General features: G+C 40.7%; 20 protein-coding genes. 5 read left to right on the plus strand and 15 right to left on the minus strand.

Translation table 11 applies throughout. The annotated features are described in order from the left end of the window. Positions 1-359 precede the first annotated feature (359 nt). Positions 360-1,532, plus strand: coding sequence for a hypothetical protein (locus IM793_RS16635; protein WP_193423255.1), 1,173 nt, complete (start codon positions 360-362; stop codon positions 1,530-1,532). A 666-nt stretch (positions 1,533-2,198) separates the two neighbouring features. On the opposite strand, the gene IM793_RS16640 is transcribed toward IM793_RS16635, so the two are convergent. Then, a complete protein-coding gene (locus IM793_RS16640) occupies positions 2,199-2,771 on the minus strand; it encodes a hypothetical protein (protein ID WP_193423257.1) in 573 nt (190 codons plus the stop codon). Positions 2,772-2,917: 146 nt separating this feature from the next. Further along, positions 2,918-3,181, minus strand: a complete 264-nt coding sequence (locus tag IM793_RS16645; RefSeq protein WP_370629804.1) for an ankyrin repeat domain-containing protein — start codon at positions 3,179-3,181, stop codon at positions 2,918-2,920. 302 nt (positions 3,182-3,483) lie between these two features. Between IM793_RS16645 and IM793_RS16650 the strand changes: the two genes are divergently transcribed. From IM793_RS16650 to IM793_RS16660, 3 genes are all read left to right on the plus strand, one after another. After that, positions 3,484-4,140: a hypothetical protein gene (locus IM793_RS16650; RefSeq protein ID WP_193423261.1), complete on the plus strand. Its 657-nt coding sequence runs from the start codon at positions 3,484-3,486 to the stop codon at positions 4,138-4,140. A gap of 518 nt (positions 4,141-4,658) precedes the next feature. Next, positions 4,659-5,174: a hypothetical protein gene (locus IM793_RS16655; protein WP_193423263.1), complete on the plus strand. Its 516-nt coding sequence runs from the start codon at positions 4,659-4,661 to the stop codon at positions 5,172-5,174. Between the two features lie 10 nt (positions 5,175-5,184). Continuing rightward, on the plus strand, positions 5,185-5,979 hold the full coding sequence (locus IM793_RS16660) for a hypothetical protein (RefSeq protein WP_193423265.1): 795 nt from the start codon (positions 5,185-5,187) through the stop codon (positions 5,977-5,979). Positions 5,980-6,645: 666 nt separating this feature from the next. Here the strand turns inward: IM793_RS16660 and IM793_RS16665 are convergent. After that, complete coding sequence (locus IM793_RS16665; RefSeq protein ID WP_132397111.1) at positions 6,646-7,434, minus strand: M48 family metalloprotease; 789 nt, start codon at positions 7,432-7,434, stop codon at positions 6,646-6,648. Between the two features lie 383 nt (positions 7,435-7,817). Here IM793_RS16665 and IM793_RS16670 point away from each other — a divergent pair, with 383 nt between their 5' ends. Continuing rightward, on the plus strand, positions 7,818-8,348 hold the full coding sequence (locus IM793_RS16670) for a hypothetical protein (RefSeq protein ID WP_193423267.1): 531 nt from the start codon (positions 7,818-7,820) through the stop codon (positions 8,346-8,348). Between the two features lie 65 nt (positions 8,349-8,413). On the opposite strand, the gene IM793_RS16675 is transcribed toward IM793_RS16670, so the two are convergent. From IM793_RS16675 to IM793_RS16730, 12 genes are all read right to left on the minus strand, one after another. After that, positions 8,414-8,935, minus strand: coding sequence for a hypothetical protein (locus tag IM793_RS16675; RefSeq protein WP_193423269.1), 522 nt, complete (start codon positions 8,933-8,935; stop codon positions 8,414-8,416). Positions 8,936-9,371: 436 nt separating this feature from the next. Continuing rightward, positions 9,372-10,931, minus strand: a complete 1,560-nt coding sequence (locus IM793_RS16680; protein ID WP_193423272.1) for a PepSY domain-containing protein — start codon at positions 10,929-10,931, stop codon at positions 9,372-9,374. A gap of 463 nt (positions 10,932-11,394) precedes the next feature. Next, positions 11,395-12,609 carry a DUF4374 domain-containing protein gene (locus tag IM793_RS16685; RefSeq protein WP_193423274.1) on the minus strand — a complete coding sequence of 405 codons (1,215 nt, stop codon included), beginning with the start codon at positions 12,607-12,609 and terminating at the stop codon, positions 11,395-11,397. A gap of 45 nt (positions 12,610-12,654) precedes the next feature. After that, positions 12,655-15,150: a TonB-dependent receptor gene (locus IM793_RS16690; protein WP_193423276.1), complete on the minus strand. Its 2,496-nt coding sequence runs from the start codon at positions 15,148-15,150 to the stop codon at positions 12,655-12,657. A gap of 268 nt (positions 15,151-15,418) precedes the next feature. Next, positions 15,419-15,916: a Fur family transcriptional regulator gene (locus tag IM793_RS16695; RefSeq protein ID WP_193423278.1), complete on the minus strand. Its 498-nt coding sequence runs from the start codon at positions 15,914-15,916 to the stop codon at positions 15,419-15,421. A gap of 11 nt (positions 15,917-15,927) precedes the next feature. Beyond that, on the minus strand, positions 15,928-16,803 hold the full coding sequence (locus tag IM793_RS16700; protein ID WP_193423279.1) for a cation diffusion facilitator family transporter: 876 nt from the start codon (positions 16,801-16,803) through the stop codon (positions 15,928-15,930). 98 nt (positions 16,804-16,901) lie between these two features. After that, positions 16,902-17,789, minus strand: coding sequence for an AraC family transcriptional regulator (locus IM793_RS16705; RefSeq protein WP_193423281.1), 888 nt, complete (start codon positions 17,787-17,789; stop codon positions 16,902-16,904). A gap of 80 nt (positions 17,790-17,869) precedes the next feature. Beyond that, on the minus strand, positions 17,870-18,292 hold the full coding sequence (locus IM793_RS16710; RefSeq protein WP_193423283.1) for a hypothetical protein: 423 nt from the start codon (positions 18,290-18,292) through the stop codon (positions 17,870-17,872). A gap of 131 nt (positions 18,293-18,423) precedes the next feature. Beyond that, complete coding sequence (locus IM793_RS16715; RefSeq protein WP_193423285.1) at positions 18,424-19,284, minus strand: helix-turn-helix transcriptional regulator; 861 nt, start codon at positions 19,282-19,284, stop codon at positions 18,424-18,426. A gap of 110 nt (positions 19,285-19,394) precedes the next feature. Continuing rightward, the gene (locus tag IM793_RS16720) at positions 19,395-20,258 is read right to left on the minus strand and encodes an AraC family transcriptional regulator (protein WP_193423287.1); all 864 of its coding nucleotides are present in this window, start codon (positions 20,256-20,258) and stop codon (positions 19,395-19,397) included. Between the two features lie 361 nt (positions 20,259-20,619). Then, positions 20,620-21,918, minus strand: a complete 1,299-nt coding sequence (locus IM793_RS16725; RefSeq protein WP_193423289.1) for a TolC family protein — start codon at positions 21,916-21,918, stop codon at positions 20,620-20,622. 10 nt (positions 21,919-21,928) lie between these two features. Further along, positions 21,929-25,060, minus strand: coding sequence for an efflux RND transporter permease subunit (locus tag IM793_RS16730; protein ID WP_193423290.1), 3,132 nt, complete (start codon positions 25,058-25,060; stop codon positions 21,929-21,931). Between the last annotated feature and the right edge of the window lie 23 nt (positions 25,061-25,083).

The following is a 25,083-nucleotide window of genomic DNA, read 5'->3' on the forward strand; positions in this document are numbered from 1 at the left end:
GCGTTTATGCACAGAAGAATAGTTACAAATATCGCTAAAATCAGCAAGAGTGCGTTATGCTCTTTTATGGAAAGCTGCTGCCGTGAGCTTTCGATAATGCGTGCCTTCCTAAATAATAAAGGCCCATAAGCTATTTAATTATGGTTCATAAATAAAAGAAGCCCATAACAAAATATGAACCCTACTATCAGCACTTTTGGCACAGAAAACTGAAAGTAGCGCAAAGTGATATCAAATCTGAATAGGAAATCAGCGACGCAGGTTTACTTATCCAGATTACTTTATTTGGTAAACAAAATGCAAATATCTTTGTTTCGCGTATATAAAATACGCTAACCTTTAATAAACCAACAAAATCAATGCCCATCCACCACAAAAAAATATCCGGTTCAATCATCCTTACCTTACTAACCGCATTGCTGATATCGGCCTGCGGTAACCATTCCAATAGTACAGGTACACAACCACCAGCGAAAGACATTTCAGCCCCATGCCTTTCTTGCATAAAAGACATTTTAGCTATCCCTAATTTATATCACACTGTAAGTCTTGATGGTACCAGGCTAAATATTGACCTGCCTTATAATTATGAGCTGGAAAGTAAAGGTGGTACCTACGAATTTAAGTGGAAGTTATGCGACCTAAATATCGACAGTAATGATCCGGACTATTACTATGCAGGGTTCAAAGACATGTTACCATATAAGCATTTCCAGGGCTTTGATGGACGATTGCATATTGTAAAATCAAAAGATCCGAATGCTGTTACTACAGAGAAGTTCAAGTCAATGCAAAAGGATGGCGACGTCAAAATACTCTATTCAGACAGTAGCAGCGTTATCTACATTCAGAATGGTATGTATTGCACGTTATACTTTCAATACCTGAAAGCGCAACATGCCTTCGCCATCTACCTGAACGAAGAAAAGACCGTTACCTATGAAGCTTCACCAAAACAACTAACAGATCTCGCAGCCGTAAAACTGCGGATGGCTAAAAACTTATTTGTTAGCCACAAAAATCCGGAAGCATTTAATTGGGCGGCCTATAAAAAAACACTTTCTCTGCTGGAGTCTGGACTTTTTGATAGCATCAGTGACCAGCTATACGGCAATATTAATTTTCCGGACAAAGAAGAAATGTTCTCTACAACCCTTGAAGGGAATTACCAATTGGTTAGCATGATCAAGAGCCCTGCAACACTAACCTCTTTACGTAGTAGCCTGGATAAAATCCCCCAAAACAGTTTTGTAACGACAAAGGCTACTTTTGATCAGAAGGCTGTTTCCTCTATAGCCTTTCTACGTGGTGATGACGACAAGATACGGGTGGCCTATAAAGACAGCCAGGCTTACATATTGGAATTCAAAGGTTACAATGGTTATATCAGTTACTTTGTCTGTTGTTTCACTTCTATACAGGCAAAGCCCGTGCTACTACTAACAGGGAACTATGCCAATACCCAGGAATTACCCAACCTTGCGGCAGCCCGCTTATACTTAAATTTCTTTAAGGAAGGTATCCGTAAGTAAGCTCTTATATAATTTGAGAAAAATAGCTAATGGCGAATTCGTAGGTTTGGTAGTTTGTTATTATGGTGATTAAATTAGATTGCACATAAATTAATGGTAGTTATGAAATTGAATTTGTTTTTAAAGTCTGTCTTTACCATTTATAATAACATCAATAGAAATGAAAATAGGAGAGAAGCAACCATCAATCTTTTAAAAACTATCTGCTTATATCTATAATGACAAATGAAATTTAGGCCAAACAATACAACAGTGCAGCATATCAGAAAAATCTGGATCAATAGACTTGGTTTAACGATGCAATAGTACAAATCTATTAGGGTATGCTTACCGTTAAAACCGATGTAGGTAAATTTTAAATAGGTATTAACAAAAGGTAAATCATCTTTTAATATTTTAAAGTAAACTGGTTTATCATTGTAAATAATGGCTGGTTTTAACAAACTTAAGAGGCCATTCCCCTTGTTCTCAAAAGTGCATTTATATCCACTTAAATTAAATTTAAAATAGGATATCCGATTTGTGGACTTATTAACTTCGCTCAAAACACCTTCAATTGGTACCAATCGGTTATATTGAATCAGCATCGTAATTGGCAGGAACGTCAATCCTATAAAAGAAAGAATAAATGTTATGGTTTTTAGGTTTGATTTCATCAAATACTATTTATTTTTTCGATTTGTTTTTATTGTAAAGTGCAATGCATTTAGCCTGATAATCAAAATTTATCAAATCGCTAAACGTTTCCAAATAGGTTTTCGGAAACACTAGTTCAGCATTAATAATGGACTTAATAACTTTGCCCTTAATCTTGGTTCTAATTATACCCACATATTTATTAGTAATTAGGTTTACACTCGATTCGTAAATTCCTTCGTTAGCATGATCTCTTCCCAGCATATCATCACTTCTGCGCATTTGTACTAACCGCATTTTCTTAGCTATTTTATCGTATGCAAACACACTGATAAAACCTGAGCGATCGTAATCGTTCCAAAACTCAAAACCTTTGGTGGTTGCCACCAATGTATTACCGAAATTTAGGTGTGTGATTTCTTTGCTTTCTACTCGCTTATATTTTTGTGTAGATAGCCAAAGCATTAAAATATCTTTATCGCTATCTATAAATACGCTGTCTTTTTTTCCATCTCCGTCAAAATCTTTTACAATTTTACGGGTGGTTTGTGCGAAAGCACTGTTTACTAATAAGAGGAACAAGAAGGTGCTGAAGTATTTCATTTTTATTTTTTTTAGTTATTTATTAGGACGTTCTCAATAGGCGGGCTATCTACTAAATCTTTTTTATGAAGAATAAAAAAGGATATCGTTTCTATCCCTAACGCAAAAATGTATGATGTAGAAAACAAGTTTTACAGCACTACTTTTTACTTCAGTACTTCCACTATTTCTTCCAAATTATTGGCCTTCGCAATTTCAATGGGCAATTTACCGTAATAAATGACATCACCGCAATCAAAAGTTTCTGTTTTGTTTTTATCTACATCTATTTTTATCAGGTACTGTACCATTGCTATATTATTATTATTTATTGCAATTATTAATGCAGTTTCTCCATTGCATTCGTTAAAATCTAAATCATCCTTAGTTAATTTCAAGGCATTCAGTACTTTATAATCCGATCTGATGATTTTAAGGAACGAATTCTACCAATCATTCTTCAGCTGATTTCAAACTACGATTTATTTATCACTAGCTTATAAAACTATTATGAATAAAGACTGTTGTTAAACCATCTATGATTTATTCGAACTTCAACAAACAATGAATACGTTTAAATGGAATTTAATATACCATTAATAAATCATTAGCAATAATTGAACTTACAACCGGAATAGAGATTAAATTAATTTGAGTCATTAAACTCATTTAAAGTTAATTTCTCCAGCTTCCATACTATTTATCAAATCACCATCTATTAAAAATTAAACAAATGAAATTATTTCTATTTTGCGCTATTTTTTGCTTAGCCACGCCTTTTTATACAAAGGCACAGACAACTGCCGATATTGTCCAAACACTAGAGGAAAAATATAATTGGTCAAGGGCTAAGGTTATAGAGGAAAGCGTCACCATTAATGGCCCATCGGAAATGTTTACCAGAATTATGGCTGATAAGCGTTCTTTTGACATTTCAACTTTTTCTTATTTAAGTTCATACTTAGGCAAGTATTTTGATAAAGTTTATGGCACTGATATATTAAACTCTGCAGAAAAAACATCCGTAAACACAACAGCTGAACAAAAAGCTGCATGTGCCAAAGAAATTTCCAAAATCGCGGGCAAATTTCATATCACATTAAATGCAAAAGGTGTCAAATTAACAGATAATAGCTACGAACTCAGCATGACCACTTTAACCACTATAGGAGAATTCCTGAATCCTGAAAGAGGCGTTGGGGTTGCGTTAGGATGGAGGCCGATTGCGAAAAAAGTTGCGATAACTATTAATACGCTTAACAGAACAGGGCAACCTGTAGTTAAGTGGAGCAAGGACTTCAGTGCTTGTACAATAGATCTGCCTATAGTAGGAGACACTAATTATTCCAGTATAATCCTGGCTGGTTTGAAAAAGGGCGGGAAAATCTAGCACACAGCAACTGGCATTCTCTTGATAGCCTCTAAACCACTTAAAACAAATATTTTAAGTGGTTTTTCTTTGCACTCAAATTTTCCCTTTTTGTGCTTCTTTGCATAAATTTGTTTCTTATTTGTTCACGATCATCAGATTTTGTTCCCCGAACGTTTTAGCGCGGAAATGACTTGAATTATTTACAAATGGTATTAAAGATACCTACAGAGCCAATCTGTGGAAATTTCCATTCGGCACCTGAATTTTGGCTGTCAATGGTGGTCACGCGGGGGGGAAGCCGAAAGTAAGAGCGCATCCATCTTAACAAAGATTAACTGTGGAGGACTTATTTTTCCAATTGGGAATTAATTTTCATTACAGCTTGTTTTATTGCGATTCCATACCAAACATTTCGAATATAATTTGTTTATTCGTTTATGTACAATAACCTGATACCGGCGACGCGAAATTATTACTTTTCTTTACTATTACTTATTTTCGTGAGTTCACAAGCTATAGGGCAGCCTCCTCCTAAAATGAAGGTTGACGTTCCGGCTAGTTTAAAATCTTTTATCCCACGAGGATACGAAGCTCTCGACCTTTCTACGGGCGATTTAAACGGCGATGCATATCCTGACGCGGTATTGATACTTTACAAAAAAGGCGAAGAAAAAACATCAGATGTGATCTCTCATCCTGAGAAACGACCACTTCTACTGATGATTGGCCAGGCAAATAAAACCTATAAAATTGCTGCCCGAAGCGATAATGCTGTATATTGTTTCGACTGCGGCGGACAAATGGGCGATCCGTTTATGGGAGTAACCATCAAGAATGGTTATTTTTCCGTAGAACATTATGGCGGCAGTGGCTGGCGATGGACCCGCATTGTGACCTTCAAATATTCGCCAGCAGATAAAAACTGGTTCCTTCATAAAGATGGTGGGGAGCGATTTCAGGCCATTAGTCATGAAGAGGTGAAAACTACAGTTAAAACCGTTAAAAACTTTGGCAAAGTTCCGTTTCAAAAATTTGATATTTATAAAGAATAAACCAGCTAAAATGAAGATGATCAATCAAGCCATGCGTTATACGCTACTATGTACAATAGCTACGCTGCTTTTTATCAGCGGAACACATGCACAACCAGCCGGCACTACCAACTTTTATCCTAACATTAAGGTCTACAATTTATCAGCTTTATGGCAGAGTGATAAACTTTTGCTGCTTAGCCTGAACAAATATGAACCCTTCCCTCAACCATTGGGGATTATTGGAAAAAACTATCAACGGTTTTATATCCATTATACTTCAGTAATCAAAGACGCTGGTAATCCTTATCAGTACAAGGTGCAGGGAAAAACAAGGGTAGGTACCCAGGTTAGACCATTTACCGGCACGATCAAAATTTTGCAGGCTGGTATTTACAAATCCGGAAATGCCTACGCACCCGAAACCTATAAAGGCTATAAGCGTGGCCAGATGATTTGTAATTTAACAATCAATGAAGATAGTAAAATACCTGGAAGTGGAACCATAGCTGGGAATCTGACCACAAATTTTTGTTTGAATGCTAAAAATCAACTTCTTTACGATACATTGGATTTTGGGAGCGATGGTTATGGCAACAATCAGTTCAGCGGCAATTGGATCGCAAATGGCAGTAAACAATCGCAAAAGCTGCAATTCGGTGATATTACCATCTATGATTCTCCGTTTAGCGATATTGATGGCATCACGGTTCCGCCACAATATGAAAAGTATGGCTGGCAGAATTATGTAAGCGCAATCTCTAATGATAATCGCCCGGCCAGTAAAGCGGCTATAACTGAAGAAAAACGACAGTGGTGGAAGTAACTGTGCCATTTCTCAATATGTTTAGTTTGAAAGTTTTAGAACGCCATCATACGTGTATTCATTAGCCATCAAATGGCTAAAGATATCAAAGCAGTCCAATGCCCGAAGTGTGGCAGTGTAAACAAAAATAAACAGCTGCTGCCAACTTATAGTGCATATCCCAGCTGCAATGAAAGCGAGTGCGGATCAATCAGCTATATAACAATTCGCAGCGGCGTAATAGGATGAGTTTTGGGATCACTAGAAAAAAAGCTGGCAAACCTTAGGTTTGCCAGCTTTAAATTGCCATTAAGAGTACCCATCAGGTCTGTGGCATGAAAAAAATAGGAATGACATCCTGTATGCGCTTTCTAACTTATTAGGTTTAAGATTTTGCATCCTGTAAAACTCATTGAGCTAAGATGTCTAAGGTGGTCGTAGAATTAAAGACTACGCTGTTTAATTAACCACCTTAGACACCTAAGAACAGCTAATTCATTAAATAATCCTATAGGCTTTCACACCGTATAAGAAATATAAGCTTATATGGTCCTTAAATGTCTTATATGGTCAAAAAAAATAATACTGAATATCAGTTGTTTACATAAATGTCATTATAAGCAGAAGTATTTTTTAATTAGCAGAATTTTAAAGTGCGTAACTAAAAAACACGACTTATTACTGTATCTATCCTGCTAAACCATCTTTTTTCGCTCTTGCAAGCACTTTCGCAGCACGGTCGGCGCTATCTGGATGTGAGCTTAGCATCTTTTCTGAATTGCTCTTTTTGGTACCTGAAGAACTTTCCATTTCAGCAAACTTATTAAAGGCACTGGCCAGGGCTGTTACTTTATAGTTGTGTTTCTTCATGAAATTGTATGCATACTCATCGGCTTCACTTTCTTGTTTACGGCTATATTTGCTATCTAAAATCGCGGTAGCAAAACTTCCTAACTGACTTTCTGATAAGCTGTTAATTGCGCCGGATTGCGAGGCTGCTGCATCCATCATTGCTTCTCTTTTATAAGCACTTTTCACTGCATCACGAGAATCTTTATTGGCAACATGTCCAATTTCGTGACCGATAATTCCTAACAATTCGTCGTCGGTCATGATATCCATCAATGATGAAAATACGCGCACACTACCATCTGCACATGCGAAAGCATTGATATCTTTTACTTTATACACTTTAAAATTGAGCGCCAATCCACCTTCATTCTTGTGTTTGGCGAATATTTTTTTAAGTCTAATGGTATATGGATCTTTTTCCGACGCTACAGTATTGTGCGTATCCATGTAACCCACTGCTTCTTTAGCAAGCCTCGATGCGTCTGCATCTGAGAAAGTTGCTGCCTTTACGCCCTTTTCAAGTGCACCAATACCTTTGGAATTTAATTTAATTTGTGCCGATGCAAATGATACGGAGCCAAGCAACAATGCGCTAAGTGCTAAATGGGTAATTTTGTTTTTCATAATGATTTCGTTTATATAAGATTGATAGGATAACAGCGACATGGTATAAATGTTTGAGTTGTAGTTCGTAATCATCATTAAAAAGGCAAGGAAAAGGATAAAATTTTAAAACGGTTTAGTTGCTGGTTAAAGTTTTTTTGGAATTGAAAATATTTCCATGGTTTTGCTTCGGCCTTTCAGTAGATTTTGTAGTATGGCGATCGCCAGTGAGGGGTTGATTATGATGGATTTGATTAACCACAAAAAGTAAAACAGCACTTTCTATACGGTTAAATAGGGTAGGTACAGGTTTTTTAAAAGAATAGGTCGACAGCCTTTATTGAGAACGTTGAGGTAGTGGAAAATTAATTAAATCATTTTTGGACTTAATCTGTTTTAAATTCATGAAGAGGGTATTTTTAATCAGCGCAGCAAGTTTGATCATATTGAGCAGCTGCAGGGAAAAAACGGTGAGTCAGGATGCAATTCAGGCTCCTGCAAGTTCATTTTTTGCGACAAGTTACAGCGATCATAACGCCGAACAGCCATCTGAACAAAAAGCTGAGTCTACCGATGCGGCAATTCCATCAACCTGGGTCGGCAAATATTCTGCCTATTTCAGTTACGGCGATATCGCCGGGCAAAACGCAGGCTGGGAATTAGACATCAGGATCACAAACAAAAAGATTACTGCGGAAGGAAACGGTTTCCAAATGGCGTTTTTTGATGAGTTAAGCGCTACAGCAAAGGGTTCTAAGCTAATTTTAACTCATCTTAAAAATGTATCTGGCTATCAAACAGGTAAAAGCATGAATCCCGAATTTATTTTAATCAAAGATCATGGTCAATTTTATGTCCAGTCAGAATGGATAGATGGAGATGTGAAAGCAAAACCAGGACGATTTGGTCATAAAATCGATAAAACTGGTTTATAACCTATGAGCTGTATTGATCCTACGAAGGAAATGCCATCCACAAGGTGATAAATTTGCAGTCTCCATTATTTACTCACCAGCATACTATTTTTAAAAACCTTGGCCCATTTTTCTACGAACAGCACGCTCAGTGATGGTTGCTTCACAGCTACGAAATTGGAGTATAAAGCACTTTTACCCTGAATGATGTAATAGAGTTGCGACTCTGGGATGGCGCTATTGTTGAACTTTGGCGACTCGATGCGGAACAATATCCAGGGTGAACCCGATTTGGTTCCCTTTTCAATCATTTTGAGCTTTGCCTTAGGAGCGTTTTTTAGGGTTCGGTTATAGGTTGCGTTCATGGCCTGTTCTACCGAAACGGATGTAGACCCCATCAACGACAGCATGGTGCCGATGATGGTCCAGTTTTTAAAAGACTCATTTCCAGCTAACAGTTCAACCATACGCGTATTTCCACTTTTTTGGTCAGAACCTATTTTCCATTTGTACTCACCCGGCCATGCTATTTGTAAGTTTTCCTGTGCCTGGGCAGTGTTAACTATACCAGTTAAAACTAAACAGACAATAATGAATTGCTTTCCCATAATTACTTGTGTTTTATTGAATAACATTTTTATTATCATTTAGTGTTAAATTATTCACACACATGATGCTACTTCGTCTTTTAAAATAATCAACGATGGAATGAAAAAACGAAATAGCCTGGCCGCTTTCAACTCCATACCCGTTTTGCCTTAACACCGAATCACTCACCAATTTTTGTGAATTCGTGCGAATTTTGGTAATTCCCTAAAAGTATAAACCACTGCTAATCGTGCGATTGCAGGGGTTTATACGTTTTGATAGTCTTTGTTGTAATCCCGCTGGGATAATATCTTAATATTCCAATCCTTAGCCAGCGCAAGTAGTTGTCATGCAAACCGAGGCTAAAAAATTTTCAAGCCATTTAAAGTTCATTGCATTATTTAATATGGTTTTCCGAAAGCTTGAGGTGAAGTGTTACCACATTGGAGAATAATCTTAAAATTCAGTAATGCCACATTTATACAGAACAAAGAACAGCGATAAGCATACTACTGAAATTGAGAGCGACAATGCAAAGTACCTTACTGATCCAAATATGTCAAGCCTGGAGCGAAACGACACTATTCCTTTCGCCGACAATACCAGTATCAACGTAATTAAAGCCACTGCAAAATTCAGCATTACAATGCTGGTTACCAGGTAAAATGTTAATAAGGCAGGTTCGATAATCACTTTGGAGGGCAGGCCGTATATCGCTCCGGTAACCAGGCTGATTAGCGCAATCCATAAACCGTACCCACCACCCTGTTTGCTTGCCTTAAACCATGTTTGTCTGTAGGATTTTATTGTAGGAACTTCTCTATGCACTGATTCCTTAAGCGGGCCGGTAGTTGTTCCTGAAAAATTCTTAGGCTTTTGTTTATTATACCTCGGCCACCAAATTATCAGGCCGGAGATCATTAAAAGTAACGGCGAGAGTCCACCCACAAAAGCGAATATCTTGGTTGGCATACCACCGAAATTGCCATAATGAAGGGGTTGTACCCATCCCAGATAGGCTTTGCCTATTTGCTGGAAATCCTTTCGGCTATTGAAAAGTATTTTTCCCGAATACTGATCAATCAGTACGGCATCTCTTTTAGCCCATCCAATCTTACTTCTGGCATGCATCTGGAGGGCAAATGAACCTGCTGAGTCAGTGGGAAGAAATACTGAGATTACCCGTGCATCTGGCATTTCTTTAGTTGCACGATAAAGTATATCCTTAAGCGGCAACGGTGCGATTCCTTTGATGTAGTGAGATTTGGTTTGGATGAGCTTTTTTATAACGCCCAGGTCCTCGCCGCTCACTTTCATCAGTACGGGTGCCCCTAAAATACCCAGGTTCATGCAAAACCCGGTCAAACACAGTACAATTACAAATGGTGCGGTATAAAATCCTATGGCATTGTGCCAGTCGTAATTTTGCCTTTTCCAACTGCTTTTAAAACTGACGGTTAGCACCGATTTAAGCTGTTTCCATTTTTGAGGAATCCAGAGCCGTAGACCTGAAATAGTCAGTATAAGCAGCACTAATGTAGAGAGTCCGACAATGATTTTTCCAGGTAAGGAAAGCATCAGGTTCGCATGCAGCTCATTTAGTATCTTCACAAAGGAACTCCGATAAATTCTTTTACCGCATAGCTTCCCGTTATATGGATCGATAAAAGCTTCAATCGCCTCACCGGGTTTCCCCTTAGCAGAAAGCATAACGATATAGGCATCACACAGGTCATCTTTTTCACTTAGACTGATACTGGAAATTTGCCTCGCAGGGTAGCTACGTTTCATTATATCAAAAACCTCATGGAAAGCCAGCTTTGGCTTTCCTTCCAGAGTGCGGAAGAGGCCAGGATTTAAGGCACGGTCTATCTCATCCTGAAATACCAGTAAAGACCCGGTTGCAGCGATAAATGACACGACAATACCTGCGATAATCCCCAGGTAGGTATGCCATTTACCAAACCACCTTTTTTGGTGTTTTGCCCACCGTATAGTATCTATCTTTTTTTTCAATGTGATCTGTTTACTTCAATGAATAACTTTTAATAGCTTATTTTAGAAATGGCGCTAAAAAGTGCGACACCTTTTATTTCCGCTTCTTTCTTTGCCGATATAGAAAACACCATACGCATGAATGGTATATACTAGTTCTATTAAGCCGTTTTCGTTGCTGCCCATGCTAATTCCCCTTTTTGTAATAAAATAATTGCTCATTTTAGTTATCCATTCTTTATAGAAAATGAGAAAATCTCCTTGCCTGCATTTCCCTTTTATTTTTGACCGTTTCCAATGCACCAAAATCCGGTAACACGATGGGCTAGGCTTTATGGGACTTCCCCTGTAACTGCCGGGTGTGCAATTCTTTCTCCCCCGTTTTCGTTTTTGCAATGGAAAAAATACAACCCTAAAAAAAAGCTAACCAGGCCAAACTTACTGTCCTGGATACTTTTTTCATCTGCTGCATATAATTTACACCCTAATAGGTAAGTTTATTAATGGCATAAATATCCGCTGCGCCATTTACCACAAGTCCTTTTGTTATTGTAGCGTTGGAACCGTTAACCTGATAGATAGCGACCTGTCCGGTTGCGTCTTTTATCGGGATATTAACGGTATTCTTGTCACCTTCTACGTAAGTGGGTGTAGAGAAAAGGGATGGCGTATAAATTGGCGAATTGGCAACCCAGGTTACCGTTTTTGCGGCCACATCCAATATAGCGAGCTTTACCGTACCTGTTGATGCTCCTGCTTCAGCATACATTTCAGCAAGGAAACGAGTACCGCCTACGTAAGTACTCCTGGCGTATTTATGGCCACCAGAAGCTGTTTCTATATCGAAGAAATAACTCTGGTCAAACTCTTGCGAATTGGTATTTATTTTCAGTCCGGCTGAATGTTTGGTAGAACCTGTTACTGCGGTGGAAAAGGCATAGACCTCGCCATTGTCAATCTTGTTAAGCCCATTCTGTCCAGAGTAAGAACCAATGTAACTTGTGCGGTTATCCTTGAAGACCTTTTCAAGCACCATGGAAGGATAGCTGAACACGGCAACCCAGCTATTGTCAAGGTAATTGGAACCAAAAGTATTGTCGGTAGTTCCTTTAATGCTCATAAAAGGAGCATATATTTTATTGCCAATTTGTACTAAATGAGTAAAGTAAGCCAGTTCACCATTGTTTGCTACTGTTGTCAGGTTTACGCTGCCTGTACTTTTTATCTGGGGCTTTACTGCATTGACTACCGTAAAGGTAGCCGTTGGGCTGTTAATATCTCTGGGTATATTTGCAAACAATATATCGTCGTTATTAACAGTTGCCATGGCATGGGTTGTCATCATGTTGAGGGTGGTTCCCTGTACAATATGTCCCTGATTATTAAAATTAAAAGCTGTTAACGGCCCCTGATTGCTAAACCCGTAAACCTGGCCGAACAGCGTGTTGTTTTGGACAATATAACCGTAGTCGTCTGTCTCTGTACCATTGCCGGTCGTTGAGGTGGTACCCTTTGAAAGATGATCAGCAGTGAGCAGATAAGTGGTGGCGCCTCCGGCAGTTGTTGTTACGGCGAGTACATATTTAGCATTGCCAACCGGTTCGGGACCTGGTGAAGTGTTGTCATCATTTTTACTGCACCCGGTCATAGCAAGGCCAAGGAATAATCCTGCAAGCAGGAGAAAATTAAATCTATTCATATTATTTGATGTTTATGGATTAAAAAAATTAATAAAATGCTTTCGTTATTTTTGATTTCCGGCAATAAAATACCGCAACTTGATATTGAATGACCTGCCCGGTTTTTGCAGGCTAAAATTGTCGTAGATTTTTGCATCAAAGAGGTTTCTGCATTCCAGGCCAATATTATACCGTCCGTCTTTTATGCTATATACAGCATTAACATCGTGCTGGAATTGTTCAGGAATATTCAGCTTGCTGCCGGTTGACCCCTGGCTGGGCCAGTTTAGGTAATACTCATGCACATACGTCAGGTTGTAACCAATATTCAGCACATTGGTGGCACTTCCCAGCCCTTTGATGGAATATTGCGCATTCGCATTTCCATAGAGATAGGGCATATTGGGTATCCTGTCCTTGTATATCTGGCTGACCTGTGTTTCATTGGCTTCATATTTTGTCTGGTTACGGATGTTCTGCCAGGTCATGTTCACCCCCACAACCAGGGCATCCTTAAACGTGTACCGGATTTCTCCATCAATTCCCGTTGTCCTTACATCCTGTTGGTTGAGCATCTGTATCATGGCAACACCACCTACAGAGGTCAGGTTTGGCCGGATAAAATCCTTAGAGTTGCGATAAATGAAATTGGACTCTATATGGAGCTTATGCTCTTTAACAGGTATAAACTGATAGGCCAGCCCCAGGTTCGCATTTTCAGAACTTTCCGGGCGAAGTGAAAAGTTTTCAATCCGGTCTATGGTCGGATTACCGAATAGCTCATCGTTTTCGGGCAAACGGTAAGTCTTTTCGTAAGAAGCTTTAGCCTGTAAGCCGGTATTCAAAAAATAGGAAGCCGCTGCGCCATAGCCGGTTTTATTTACTGATTTTTGTTGTTCGGTGTAAGTGGGGAGCGTACCCCAGGGCGCATTAGGTGGTGTATAGCTTTGGAATGCGGTTGTGGATTGGTTGTAATTTTTCAGGAATACGGAAGCATTGAAGCGTTCATTCATGTCGTAACGGTAGCCCAGGCCAAAAATGTTTTTAAAGTTTTCTCTCGGCTGCATGTTCAGTTTATTGTCCGGGTCCAGCTCGTCCTTTCCTTTTCGGTTGAAGCCTAAAAAGGTGTTATTCAGTGCTAAGGAATGTTTATCTAAAAACTTATAGCCAAGGTTGGCGGTAACATTGGCATTGTTATTTTTATACTTGTACAAAGTTCGTCTGAGTTCGCCTCCAACTGCATTGGGGTCTGTAGACTTATCTCTGGATTCCCCCAGCCAGTTATATTGCTTAAAAACGGTATCCACCAATTGTTCATGGCCAAGATTGTAATTTGCGTTGAGGCTCAGGTTAAGGTCTTTTATGAAAAGGTTGTTTTTAAGGTATTTTAAGGAGGGCATGATGATATCGCCATTCCGTTTCCGCGCACCATACACGTCGAACATCCGGTTACCCGTCTGTATATCGGCTTTGTTTTGGCCAAGGGTAACCCCCAAAAGGAGCTTGTCGGCATATCGTTTTCCCACAACACCTATGTTGGCAATTACGGTCTCATTCCTGTAGGTATCGTGGAAGCGGCTTACCCGCATGGGTGTGTAAACCCCGGTGGTCAGGTTGGCTACGTCCACATCCACCTTATAATTATTGTCTGAATAATTCTGAAAGGCACTCATCTGCGCGGTAAAGCCCGATTTGGCAGTATATCCCGCATTAATAGCAGACTTGTGCGTGTTAAACGAACCATAGGAATAGGATACATCGAGGTAATCCCTTTTGTTGGGGTTAGTTACAATGTTAATAGCGCCACCAAGTGCATCGGCACCCAGCCATACCGGAACGACCCCTTTATACACCTCTATCCGGTCTGCCATATTGATAGGGATATTGTTCATCTGGAGGGATGTTCCGAAGTTGTCCATAGGGATGCCGTCCAGAAAAAATTTGACCTGGTTTCCGGTAAAACCGTTCAGGGAGAAATTAAAAGCTGAGCCAAGCCCGCCGCTTTCCCTTATTCTTACGCCGGAAACTTTGTTCAGCGCCTGGTTCAAGTCATAAGTGGTATTATGGAGTTTGCGTGCATCAATGGCGGCCACGTTATAGGCCTGTTGCCTCACTTCTGCAGCCTGCGTTATGCCGGTTACGGTTACCGATTCCAGAACAGTAGATATTTCGGCTAGTTTTACCTCTACTTTTATGGATTGTCCGGCCGAAAGGCTTATTTTTTGACTATGTGGCTTATAACCCAATCCATTGAACAGGAATTCATAATTGCCGGGTTTCAGATTGTTCAGCTCAAAAGTTCCATCTTCTTTCGACAGGGTTCTTACCTCATTGCCCTTAATCCTTATGTTGATACCAGAAACTGCTTCTCCCGAAATGCCGGTTATTTTTCCCGTAATGGAAGTTTTGTTTTGTGCCACAGCATATTTTGCTGTAAACAACATGAACAGCGTAAAGAACAGTATTATGCTGTTTATTTTCTTAGCGCAATTTTTCCCCCGGACAGTATGATAAAATACACTATTTTCTATTGTGCGTTCTATGATGATAATACGTTGCATTTTTTGTATATTCCACATGATGATTAGAAATGGTAAAGTTTTTACAACTGCTTTTGTGTTTATTTAGACTCAATATAAATACGGTGCAAATGTATGGCTCTACTTTTCTTTTTTAATCTCACCAATCACGGGATAAGTAGGACAAATGGCAGTTGTTTCTTATAGAAAACAAAGCACGAGGAGGGATAGAACACCGTAAAGCGAACTAATACGAGCTTCTTAAAGCCCTGAAAGATGTGTAGTAAAGTTAAAAAATCGCAATTTCAGACTACGTCAAAGGCATTTTCAGTTCTCTTCTTTTTTTATCGCAGAAGCCATTTGCATGGTTCATACATTTACCAAAAATATTAAGAACCTGTTGTTGTATCTCAAACCCAAACCGGGGCACCTGTTTTTCTTCGGCACTTAAGCGGGGAAACTCCTCATTAATATCCACTACCTCATGGCAATCAAGACAAACAATGTGGCAATGCTCTCCTTTTTTTGTCGCATGTTCATATTCAGCCATATTTTTGTTGAAATGCAACTCCACAATCAGGTTACAGGCAACCAGGATTTCGAGTGTATTGTATATGGTTGCCCTACTTACCCTGTATTTTTTGTTTATCATGTCGATGTAGAGTATTTCTGCATCAAAACGTTTGTTGAAATAATAGATCGCTTCCAGTATTGAAAAACGTTCGGGGGTTTTCCGATAGTTGTTCTTCATTAAATATGCCTCAAGGATTTCCCTCATTTCTGCCAATGTTTTTTCCCCTGTATTCATGCGATATATTTTTAGCAGTGTATCAAGGCACACGATTCTCCTTCAAATTCAAATTGTAGGGTGGGATGATGTATCTCTAAATGGGAAAGTACATGATATGCCTCATTTCTTACCTTACGCAGGTCTTCCATATTCGCGTCGCTATTCAGTACCAAATGAGTAGTCAGCACATTGTACTCGCCGTCCATTGTCCAGGCGTGCAGGTCATGTATATTGGTTATACCTGGTATTTTAAGCAATGCGGCCTTTATTTCCATGTCGTTAAAATTGTCGGGTTTTACCTGCAACAGTATTTTTATTGTCTGCATGATGTTTCGTAGGGTATTGTAGAGGATAAAGACAGCCACGCCTACAGACAGTAAAGGATCTATCCACATCCAGGAGGTAAAATACATGATAAACCCGCCGACCAGTACAACAATCCATCCCAGCGCATCTTCCATCAAATGCATCATTACGGCTCTTTGGTTAACGGATTTGCTCTTGCCTTTGAACAGTCTGAAGAATGCCAGCCCGTTGAATATCACACCGATTACCGCCAGCCACAGTACGCCTCCCGTATTTACGCTTTCCGGATGGAAGAAACGGGGAATCGCCTGTGTGAGGATGACCACCGAACCGGCAATCAGTATGAGAGAGGTAAAAAATGCTGCCAATACCGAAAGCCGTCTTTTTCCGTAGGTGAACAGTTGGGTTCTTCCACCTGTCGATTTCTTTTCCAGCACCAATGAGCATACGATGGCAATACTGTCGCCCAGGTCGTGGATAGCATCAGATAATATAGCCATCGAATTCGTCATTATTCCCCCGACAAACTCAATGATGGTAAATGATACATTGAGCAGTAAAGCAATGCGCATGTTCTTAACAATGGGGTGTACATGCATGCCTCCTGCGTGATGGTGATGGTCATCTTCGTGTCCATGTTCGTGACTGTGGCTATGCTCGTGGTTGTGTGCTGTTTCTTTCATGATTTTTATATTTACTATTTTGCCCTATTTATTTCCTGTTTCCGAAAGGCTCCGGGCGAAATCCCGGCAACCTTGCTGAACAGGCGGTTGAAATACTTATAGTCCTCATATCCCAGTGAAACTGCGATTTCTTTCACGCTGAAATGGGAATGGTACAATAACCGTTGTGCCTCCCGTAGCACTTCCTGCTGTATAAGGTAGGTCAACGAAAAACCCGTCACAGCTTTTACCGTGTCATTCAGGTGGCTTACCGAAAGGTTCAAAATTTCGGCATAGTCGCCGGGACGCTTTAATGCCTTGAATTGTTGTTTCAACACCTGTTTAAACTTTTTGGCAATATAGATGCTATTTGCGGAATGATGTAACGTAAAGCGCTGTTCCCTTCCCTGGTAAACGAAAGCCACCTGCTGTATAAAAGCAGTTGCCAGCGTGACCTGTGCCTGGGAATTAATGACCATACCCAGGTCTTTTGAAGCAGTACCTGCTATTAATTCCAGGATGTTTTTAAACCATCTCGATTCTCCGGGCCCTAGCTCCAGGTTGATGACTTCTGAAAGCGATTGTTGCAATATTGAACTTACGGTATCATCCACGAGCTTGTTATCTATAGCAAGCACCCAGCCCGTAACACCCGTTGATTTTACCAACTGGTGTACCTGTCCGGGATAGGAAACAAAGAGCGAGTTTTTACGGATAATGGTTTTTCTGAAATCAACTGAGTTCTCTATATAACCCTTTTCTACCAGTATGCAAATGTAATGTTCATGCCGGTGCGGTTCATGAAAATCTGAGGGCGTATTAATGATACCGTCGTCTATCGGCTCTGTTCGGATGCCACTGCCGTCATGGTCGTTTTTCGGTATAGTTGGTGAATTTTTCATCTTCAATTCCTTCGTTATCATCCTCACTGGCATTTAGGAAATCATAAAAGTCTTCATCGCATTGGGTGCCCATTTTGCTGCTCTTTCCATTTAAACAAAAGTTATATTGCTTCCGTTTTGCCAGTAGAAACTTCCCCTAATATTTGTTCGGCCTTTTCAATTGCTTTTTCTTTTGTTTCGGCAAAAAGAAGTGGATTCCCCCAAAATTTCTCATATACATTTGAAAAAAGTCTCATACCCATACGCTTTACGATGCTCGGCTCTACCTGTATGGTCGCCTTTGTATATTTGAGTTCTTCCTTATGGATTTTCCTCCAGGCATTTACCTGTTTGGTTTCCTCCCTTGAAGGTTTGTGCTTTTCTTTGGGTGTCTCGCCGGTGCTGATCATCACAAAAGGTTTTTTCCGCTCGAAAAGGCTGGTAAATGCCGCAATGCCATTCTCGTGGCCATGGGCTTCATCTACTGAGTGGCTGTGCTGAAAGTTCACAAAAACAACCGGAAATTTTGAATCGTCTATAATCATAATTTTATAATCTCTAACTGATTACAAATTTAGAATGAATATAAATAGCAAAGGTAGACGAAACGGTGTTTGTATTGGACGAATGGCGGTTTTGCACAAAAATGTATCTCGTGCAGAACGCTCTTTATGCCCTAATGAGTTATTTTATTTCGAAAGGCCAAAGCCGTTGTTCCGGTTATCCTGGCAAAAATCCGGCAAAAGTAGGGGTAATCGTCGTAACCCAATTCGGTCGCGATTTCTTTAACTGATTTATCGGAATAAAACAGCAATCGTTTGGCTTCTAAAATGACGCGTTGGTAGATATGGTGGGAGACAGGTAACCCTGTGGCGTTGCGGACACATTCATTAAGGTAAGATGTAGAGATATTCAGGGCGTCAGCATAATCCGAGGGTTGTTTAATCAGGATAAAATCCCGTTCCAATAATAGTTTAAATTTTTTGGTAAGGATCTCATAGCGTGAAAGGTTGTCTGTACTTTCTATTTGCTCCAGATACTGTGAAACGATCAAACCTACAAAAGCATTACAGCAATCTTTTAGTACGGAAGCAAATAATTTATCTGTTTTCCGTTCAAAAATACTTTTACATAAAATGATGGCTCGGTCTAAAATTGTATAAATAGCGGATTTTACCGGTAATGACCTTGCATGTAGAATAACTTGTTCCAATTTTCTTAAATAATCGGGATTCAGGTTCTCACTATTTATTCCAAGAAGAAAAACATCCGCTTTTTCAATCTTTATGATGCGATGAATCTGGCTGGGATGAATGTAAAGTACTGCAGGCGCTTTTATTTCATAACGCTCAAAATCGATTTCAATATGAAAAGTTCCTTTCCTTACTAATGAAAAGATATGATAATCATGCCTGTGTGCATGTTCTGTTTCATTAAGGGCACTTAAATTTTCAGGCGTTACTTGTTTAACAACAAAATCTTGCTGATATTCTTTGGACAAAGAATGGATAGGGATGGATGTTGTCTTTTTACTCATTTTTTTAATCACTACACAAAGATAGTTTTTCGGAAAGCCAGTTAACCTGATTTAGAAATAATTTGAATTACATTAAATGGGAAAACCTTAATAAGCATACCGATGCATATCTATTGAACGGAGCTCCCCCGAAAGGAACCCGGAGATTGTCTGGATGTCTTATTGAAGACACGATGAAAATAGCTATAGTCGTTGAATCCCAATCGGTCTGCGACTTCTTTTAAGGGTAGGTTCGAATAGACCATTAGCCTCTGGGCTTCCTTGATCACCTCGCTATGTATTAAATTCGTTACTGAAAACCCAGTCACTTTTTTTACTACATCATTGAGATAACCAGTGGTGATGTTCATTTCAGACGCAAATTCGGATGGCTTTTTCATGACAGTATCCCGTCGTAACAGTTGCCAAAATGTTTTGGCAATTTCTATATGTCGTGGTGAATACTTAATGAGTTCCTTGTTTTCCTTTAATGCATATACCGAGGAAATCTGATAAACATAAGCCATCAGCAAAGCCTGTATGGTCTGCTTTCTAAAAATATCTGTTCTTCCATCATGATAGACCGTATCCATAGTACCAAGCATATTTCTTATTAGTGCTGCCTGACTGGTGGACAGATCCATTGGTATCGTTTCGGCCAGGAATTGATCGAGTAATGTCCTGGCTTTTTCACTAATAAGCGCATGCTCAAAAAAGAGCACCCATCCCAGACACTCTTTTCTTGACACGAACTGAAGTACCTGTCCAGGATAAGATAGGAATAAAGTATTTGCCTTGAGGGTCACTTTGTTGAAATCGATCAGAAATTCCATCTCTCCGCTTTCGAGCAGGATACAGAAATAATGGCCATGTCTGTGCGGAAGCGAAATATCGTGTGGTGTCACTAAAGATTCTTCAGGTTCAATTTTCACGATGTTCATTCCTGAAACAGATTCGGTGACCGAATGGGTCGGAATCTTCTTGTTTTTAGCCATTTCTATTGATCTTAATTGCCTGTGACAAATGCTGATTTTGTGAATACGCAAATATACTTTATGATGGGGATCTTTCCGTCAGTAATAACCCGGTCAAAATTAGATTGTTTCTATTGGGAGCCAGGGCGCTGAATAGTAGTGGTGCCCGGTACTATAAAGCGCTACCTAATCTTCCATTCTGTTATGCCTCCAGGCAATGTAAATGCCTGGAGGTTCGTTCCAGGGAACCATTAAATATAACGATACCCATTTTGTGATATTTTTACTCCTAATAATTTATTGTTTCCTGTTAATGCTTTTCCTGGTATAGACCGTTCTTTTGGTTTTAAATGGCATCCGTATTATTTACACAACATTGATGTTAACGTTCTATTGAACCAGTTGCTTTCTGGTATGCGGCCGCATCAATTTTATATTGAACCTTTGCTTCAAGCAGGTTACTCTTTGCCTGCTGCCAAATTGTTAGTGCTTCCAATACATCCTTGCCTACGATCGTTCCGGCCTTGAAACGGTCATTACTCAGTTTAAGGTTTTCCTCTGCCTGGCTTAGTGATAGGTTAGAAAGTCCTATCCGTTTTACACTCTGGCCAAGTTGAAGAAATGCTTGCTGTACTTCAAGAGTAACCTGTTCTTCCCGTTCCTTTAACTGATAGCGTTGTGAGGAAACTTTGAACTGTTGTTCCTGTATTTTTTTTCTTTTTCTACCCCAGTCGAAAACAGGTATGTTTATGCTAAGCATACTGTAATATGAAGCCATGAAATTATCTTTATTAGTGGGATTGATCCCGCTTTTTCCAAATGCTGTTATCCCGTTCAATGCCAGGCTCACACCAGGCCTAAGATCAGCCGCTAACATTTTTTGTTGCAGCTCTGCTGTTGATACCGACGTTTGAAGGATCTTTATTTCCGAACGATTGCTTGGCGCCTGTTGCATCGGGGAATTATCTATTACAGTATTTATTGGCGCGTCCAGGAAATCCGACACTGTAAAATCCGTGCTGTCTGTCAACCCCGTAACCTGTGCCAGGTATAGCTTTGCCATGGTCAGGTTGTCCTCTGCACGTGAAATATCAAGCTCATTTGCATTTTGTTGTACCTGAGCCTGCAATACATCATTTTTATAGGTAGTTCCGGCAGTGAAATTGTTATTGAGATCGGTATAAAGGGCAGCCAATTGTTTTTTAGTTTGCAGGGCGAGTTTGATCCGTTCCATGGCAGATACCACCAGCCAATAGGCTCTTTCGGTGGTGAAGAGCACCTCAGTTGTAACAAGAACTTTCTGCTCCTGCCGTATCTCTACACCATTTGCTGCAATCTCCTTGCCAAGTCTAACTTTGCCACCTGCATAGATGGGCTGAGTGATCCCCAGGCCAGAGCTTACCCCATATTCGGGAATAATAGTATTTAATGGTTTCCCGAAATAAAAACCGGTTATCGAGCCATCCACGGAGGGCCTGCCACCAACATCCTGTTGTGCCTTTTGCGCCCTTGCAGCATTGATGTCTTCCATTGCTGCCTTGATGTTATTGTTCCTTTCCAGGGCCATCTGCCTGCAGCGTTCCAGTGTCAGAACCTGCTGTGCCCTTGTTATTTGCGGGAGTACGAAGCCGATAAACAGCAGGGGCATATAGGCTAATATTTTCTTTATCTTGAATTTCATTTTATTATTTTTAGTGATGTGCCGGTTTATACTGTATGTGTTCATCTGCATCAGGTTGTCCATCTTCTTCGTGTGCCTTGACCGGTTTGATGAATTTATAATAAAGCACCGGGACAATGAAAAGCGTCATGACCATAGAAACGATCACACCGACAGCCAGCACACTTCCAAGTGGTGCCCACATTGGCGATTGGCTTGCGATCATCGGTATAAGGCCAATGGCAGCAGCAGAAGAGGTAAGGAAGATTGGGCGCATTCTTCTTTTTGCAGCGGATAAGGCAGCGGCCTTTATCGTATAACCATGTTCAAGTATGAGCTCATCCGTATAATCCACCAGAATAATACCGTTGCGGACCACGATGCCCATCAGGCTGATGATTCCCATGAATGCAAAGAAGCCCATAGAGTTGCCCGTTAGATACAGTCCCAGCATGGCACCTAAAAGACTCAGTGGAAAGGTAGAAAGTACGATTAGTACTTTGCCCATGCTCTTGAACTGGAATAATAGCACCAGAAAGATCATGATCAGACTGATCATAAGGGAGGTGCCCATGTCTGGCCCGCTCTCCTGGGAAGCTTCGTCTTCACCACCATAACTGATCCTGATGCCTTCGGGCAGCTTCAATTTGTCTATTTGAGGACGTATTGACGCGATAATGGCACTGGCCTTTACCCCCATCTGTGATTCTGATGAAACAGTAAGGGTACGCAGCCCATTACGGTGAGCAATAGCACCAGTGTGCCAGGATGGCTGAAGGTCAACTACCTCTTTCAGTGGTATCTTGGTATTGTATCTGGACGTGAGGCTAAGCTGTTCCAGGGAGCCAAAATCCGATCTGTTGCTGGTATCCAGTCGCAGTAGTATATCGACCGGTTTATCTCCTTCCCATAATCTGGATACCGGGTAACCGTTTATTTCGGCACCCAGGGTTTGGGTAATCAGCGCCTTACTGATACCGAGCCTGCTAGCCTGGTCTTCCTTGATGCGCGCATTGATACCGAAATAATCACGTTGGTAATCTGTCCTGATCCAGTTTGTACCCTTAGCGTTGGATAGGATGGACTTGACCTGAAGAGCGACTTTTTTCTGATCGGCCAAATCCTCACCGATGATACGTATCTCGACTGGTGCCGGCTGTTCTTTGATCGATAACTGGCGTACGCGTACATAACCATTCGGCAGGAAGTTTTCAAATTTCCTGAGATATTCTTTGATCATCTCTTCAGTTGCATCTTCACTTACCGTATTGATGAAGATCTGCGCATAGTTTTCTCTGGCTGGTTCCGGTGCATAGGTCGAATAGAAACGCGGCGAGGATGTGCCAATAAAACTTGCGGTCGTCACGATACGTTTATCTCCCTTTATAGCAGCCTCAACCTTTTGGACCGCTTTCTCCGTTTCAAGGACACTGGTTCCATTCTGCATCCATAATTCGAGGTTAAACTGGTTCCTTTCTACGATGGGAAAGAACTCGGTTTGTACATGGCCACCGATAAAGAAAGCAAGGAAGACTGAAAGAACCCCTGCTGTAAGTGTACTCTTTGGCCAGCGCATACAGAATTCCACGGCCTGGTTATATCCGTCTTGTAAACGATCCAGTATATTCTTTTTTAAAGGACGTTCACTTATCTTGTGTTTGAGTCCCTTTTTCAAAAAGATATAACAGAGATAAGGAGTCAGGAAAATTGCCACCAAAAATGACGCGGTTAGTGCTACACCAATGGCAACAGGCAGTGCCTGGATGAATTCTTTCGACATGCCATGCAGGCAGATTGCTAGCGGGGCAAAAGCAAAGATAATGGCGGCCGTGGCTGTAAATACGGGTACCATTAACTGTGTAGCACTTTGCCAGGCAGCTGTCCATGAAGCTACACCCTCATCAAGTTTTTCGATATAATTATCTACGATCACGATGGCATCGTCTACGACCATGCCGAGTACAATAATTAATGCTGCAAGCGTGACCTGGTGGAGTTCGATGCCAATTATGTTAAGCACAGCAAATGTAATCGCTATAGAAACAGGTGCCGCAATGGCGGAGATCGCGGCAACACGTAGTGGCAGCAGCAGCATTACAACCAATATCACGGATAGGATGGCGATACCAAACTCCAACATGAAATGGCCAAGGCGTTCTTTGACCACCGTAGGTTGGTCCACAATTGTCTTTACACTGACATCACCAGGAAGGTTGCTTCTTACTTCAGCGACCTTTTGCTCCAGTTGCTTCCCCAGTTCCACGATGTTGCTTCCAGGCTGCATTTCCACAGTCAGCATCATCACATCGTTGTTGCCAACTTTGATCTTGTTTTTGAGTTCCTCATAACGGCGTTCGATCCTGGCCACATCTTTTAGCCTTACCACGATTCCCGCAGGTGTACTGTATATGATCTGGTCGCCGATGGCAGTTTCGTTTTTGAAACGACTGCCTGCAAAAATAGGTATCTTGCTCGCTTCCAGGGTAAGGTCGCCAGTAACCTGGGTCACATTTTGCGCCTGTAAAACCGTTGCTATAGTATGTAGGTCAAAACCATACTGCCGTAACTTTTCATCCTGTACTGTGATGTATATCTGTTGCCGCTGCCCGCCATAACGTTTGATCTTGGAGACTGCCGGAATCGTTTTGATACCATCCTCCAGCCGGTCAAGATATTTTTCAATATCGGCATAAGAGCGCCCTGGGGCAGTAACGGTTATCATCTGGGCTACCACATCCCCAAAATCGCTGTTGACCACGGGGCCAAGTACCCCCTCGGGTAGTACGCCCCTCATATTCATGTTGAGGCCATGCTGCAGGGTGCTCCAGAACTTCTTAGTGTCTTTTACATTGTCGTTCAACTCCGCGGTAATGATCACCTGACCTTCCTTCGTTTCCGATTTGGTCTTACTTTTCCGGATTTCTTCGAAACTAAAAAGATATTGTTCTATTTTGTTGGTAACTTCTTTCTCCATCTGGATCTCATCTGCTCCAGGGTAGGCGGCTATGACAAGCGCTTGCCGGACAGTAATCCTGGGATCTTCGCTCCGGGGCATGGTAAATAGGGCAATGACGCCTGCCATAACCAGTATTGCTGTTATTGCTAACGTTATCTGAGGGTAACGCATAGCTGCCTCGATAACATTTATTCTTCTTTTCTTCATTTTAATGAGCTACAATTGATGTG

Origin of the sequence: Pedobacter sp. MR2016-19 (assembly GCF_014947265.1) — a bacterium.
In the GTDB taxonomy this organism is placed as follows: Bacteria; Bacteroidota; Bacteroidia; order Sphingobacteriales; family Sphingobacteriaceae; genus Pedobacter.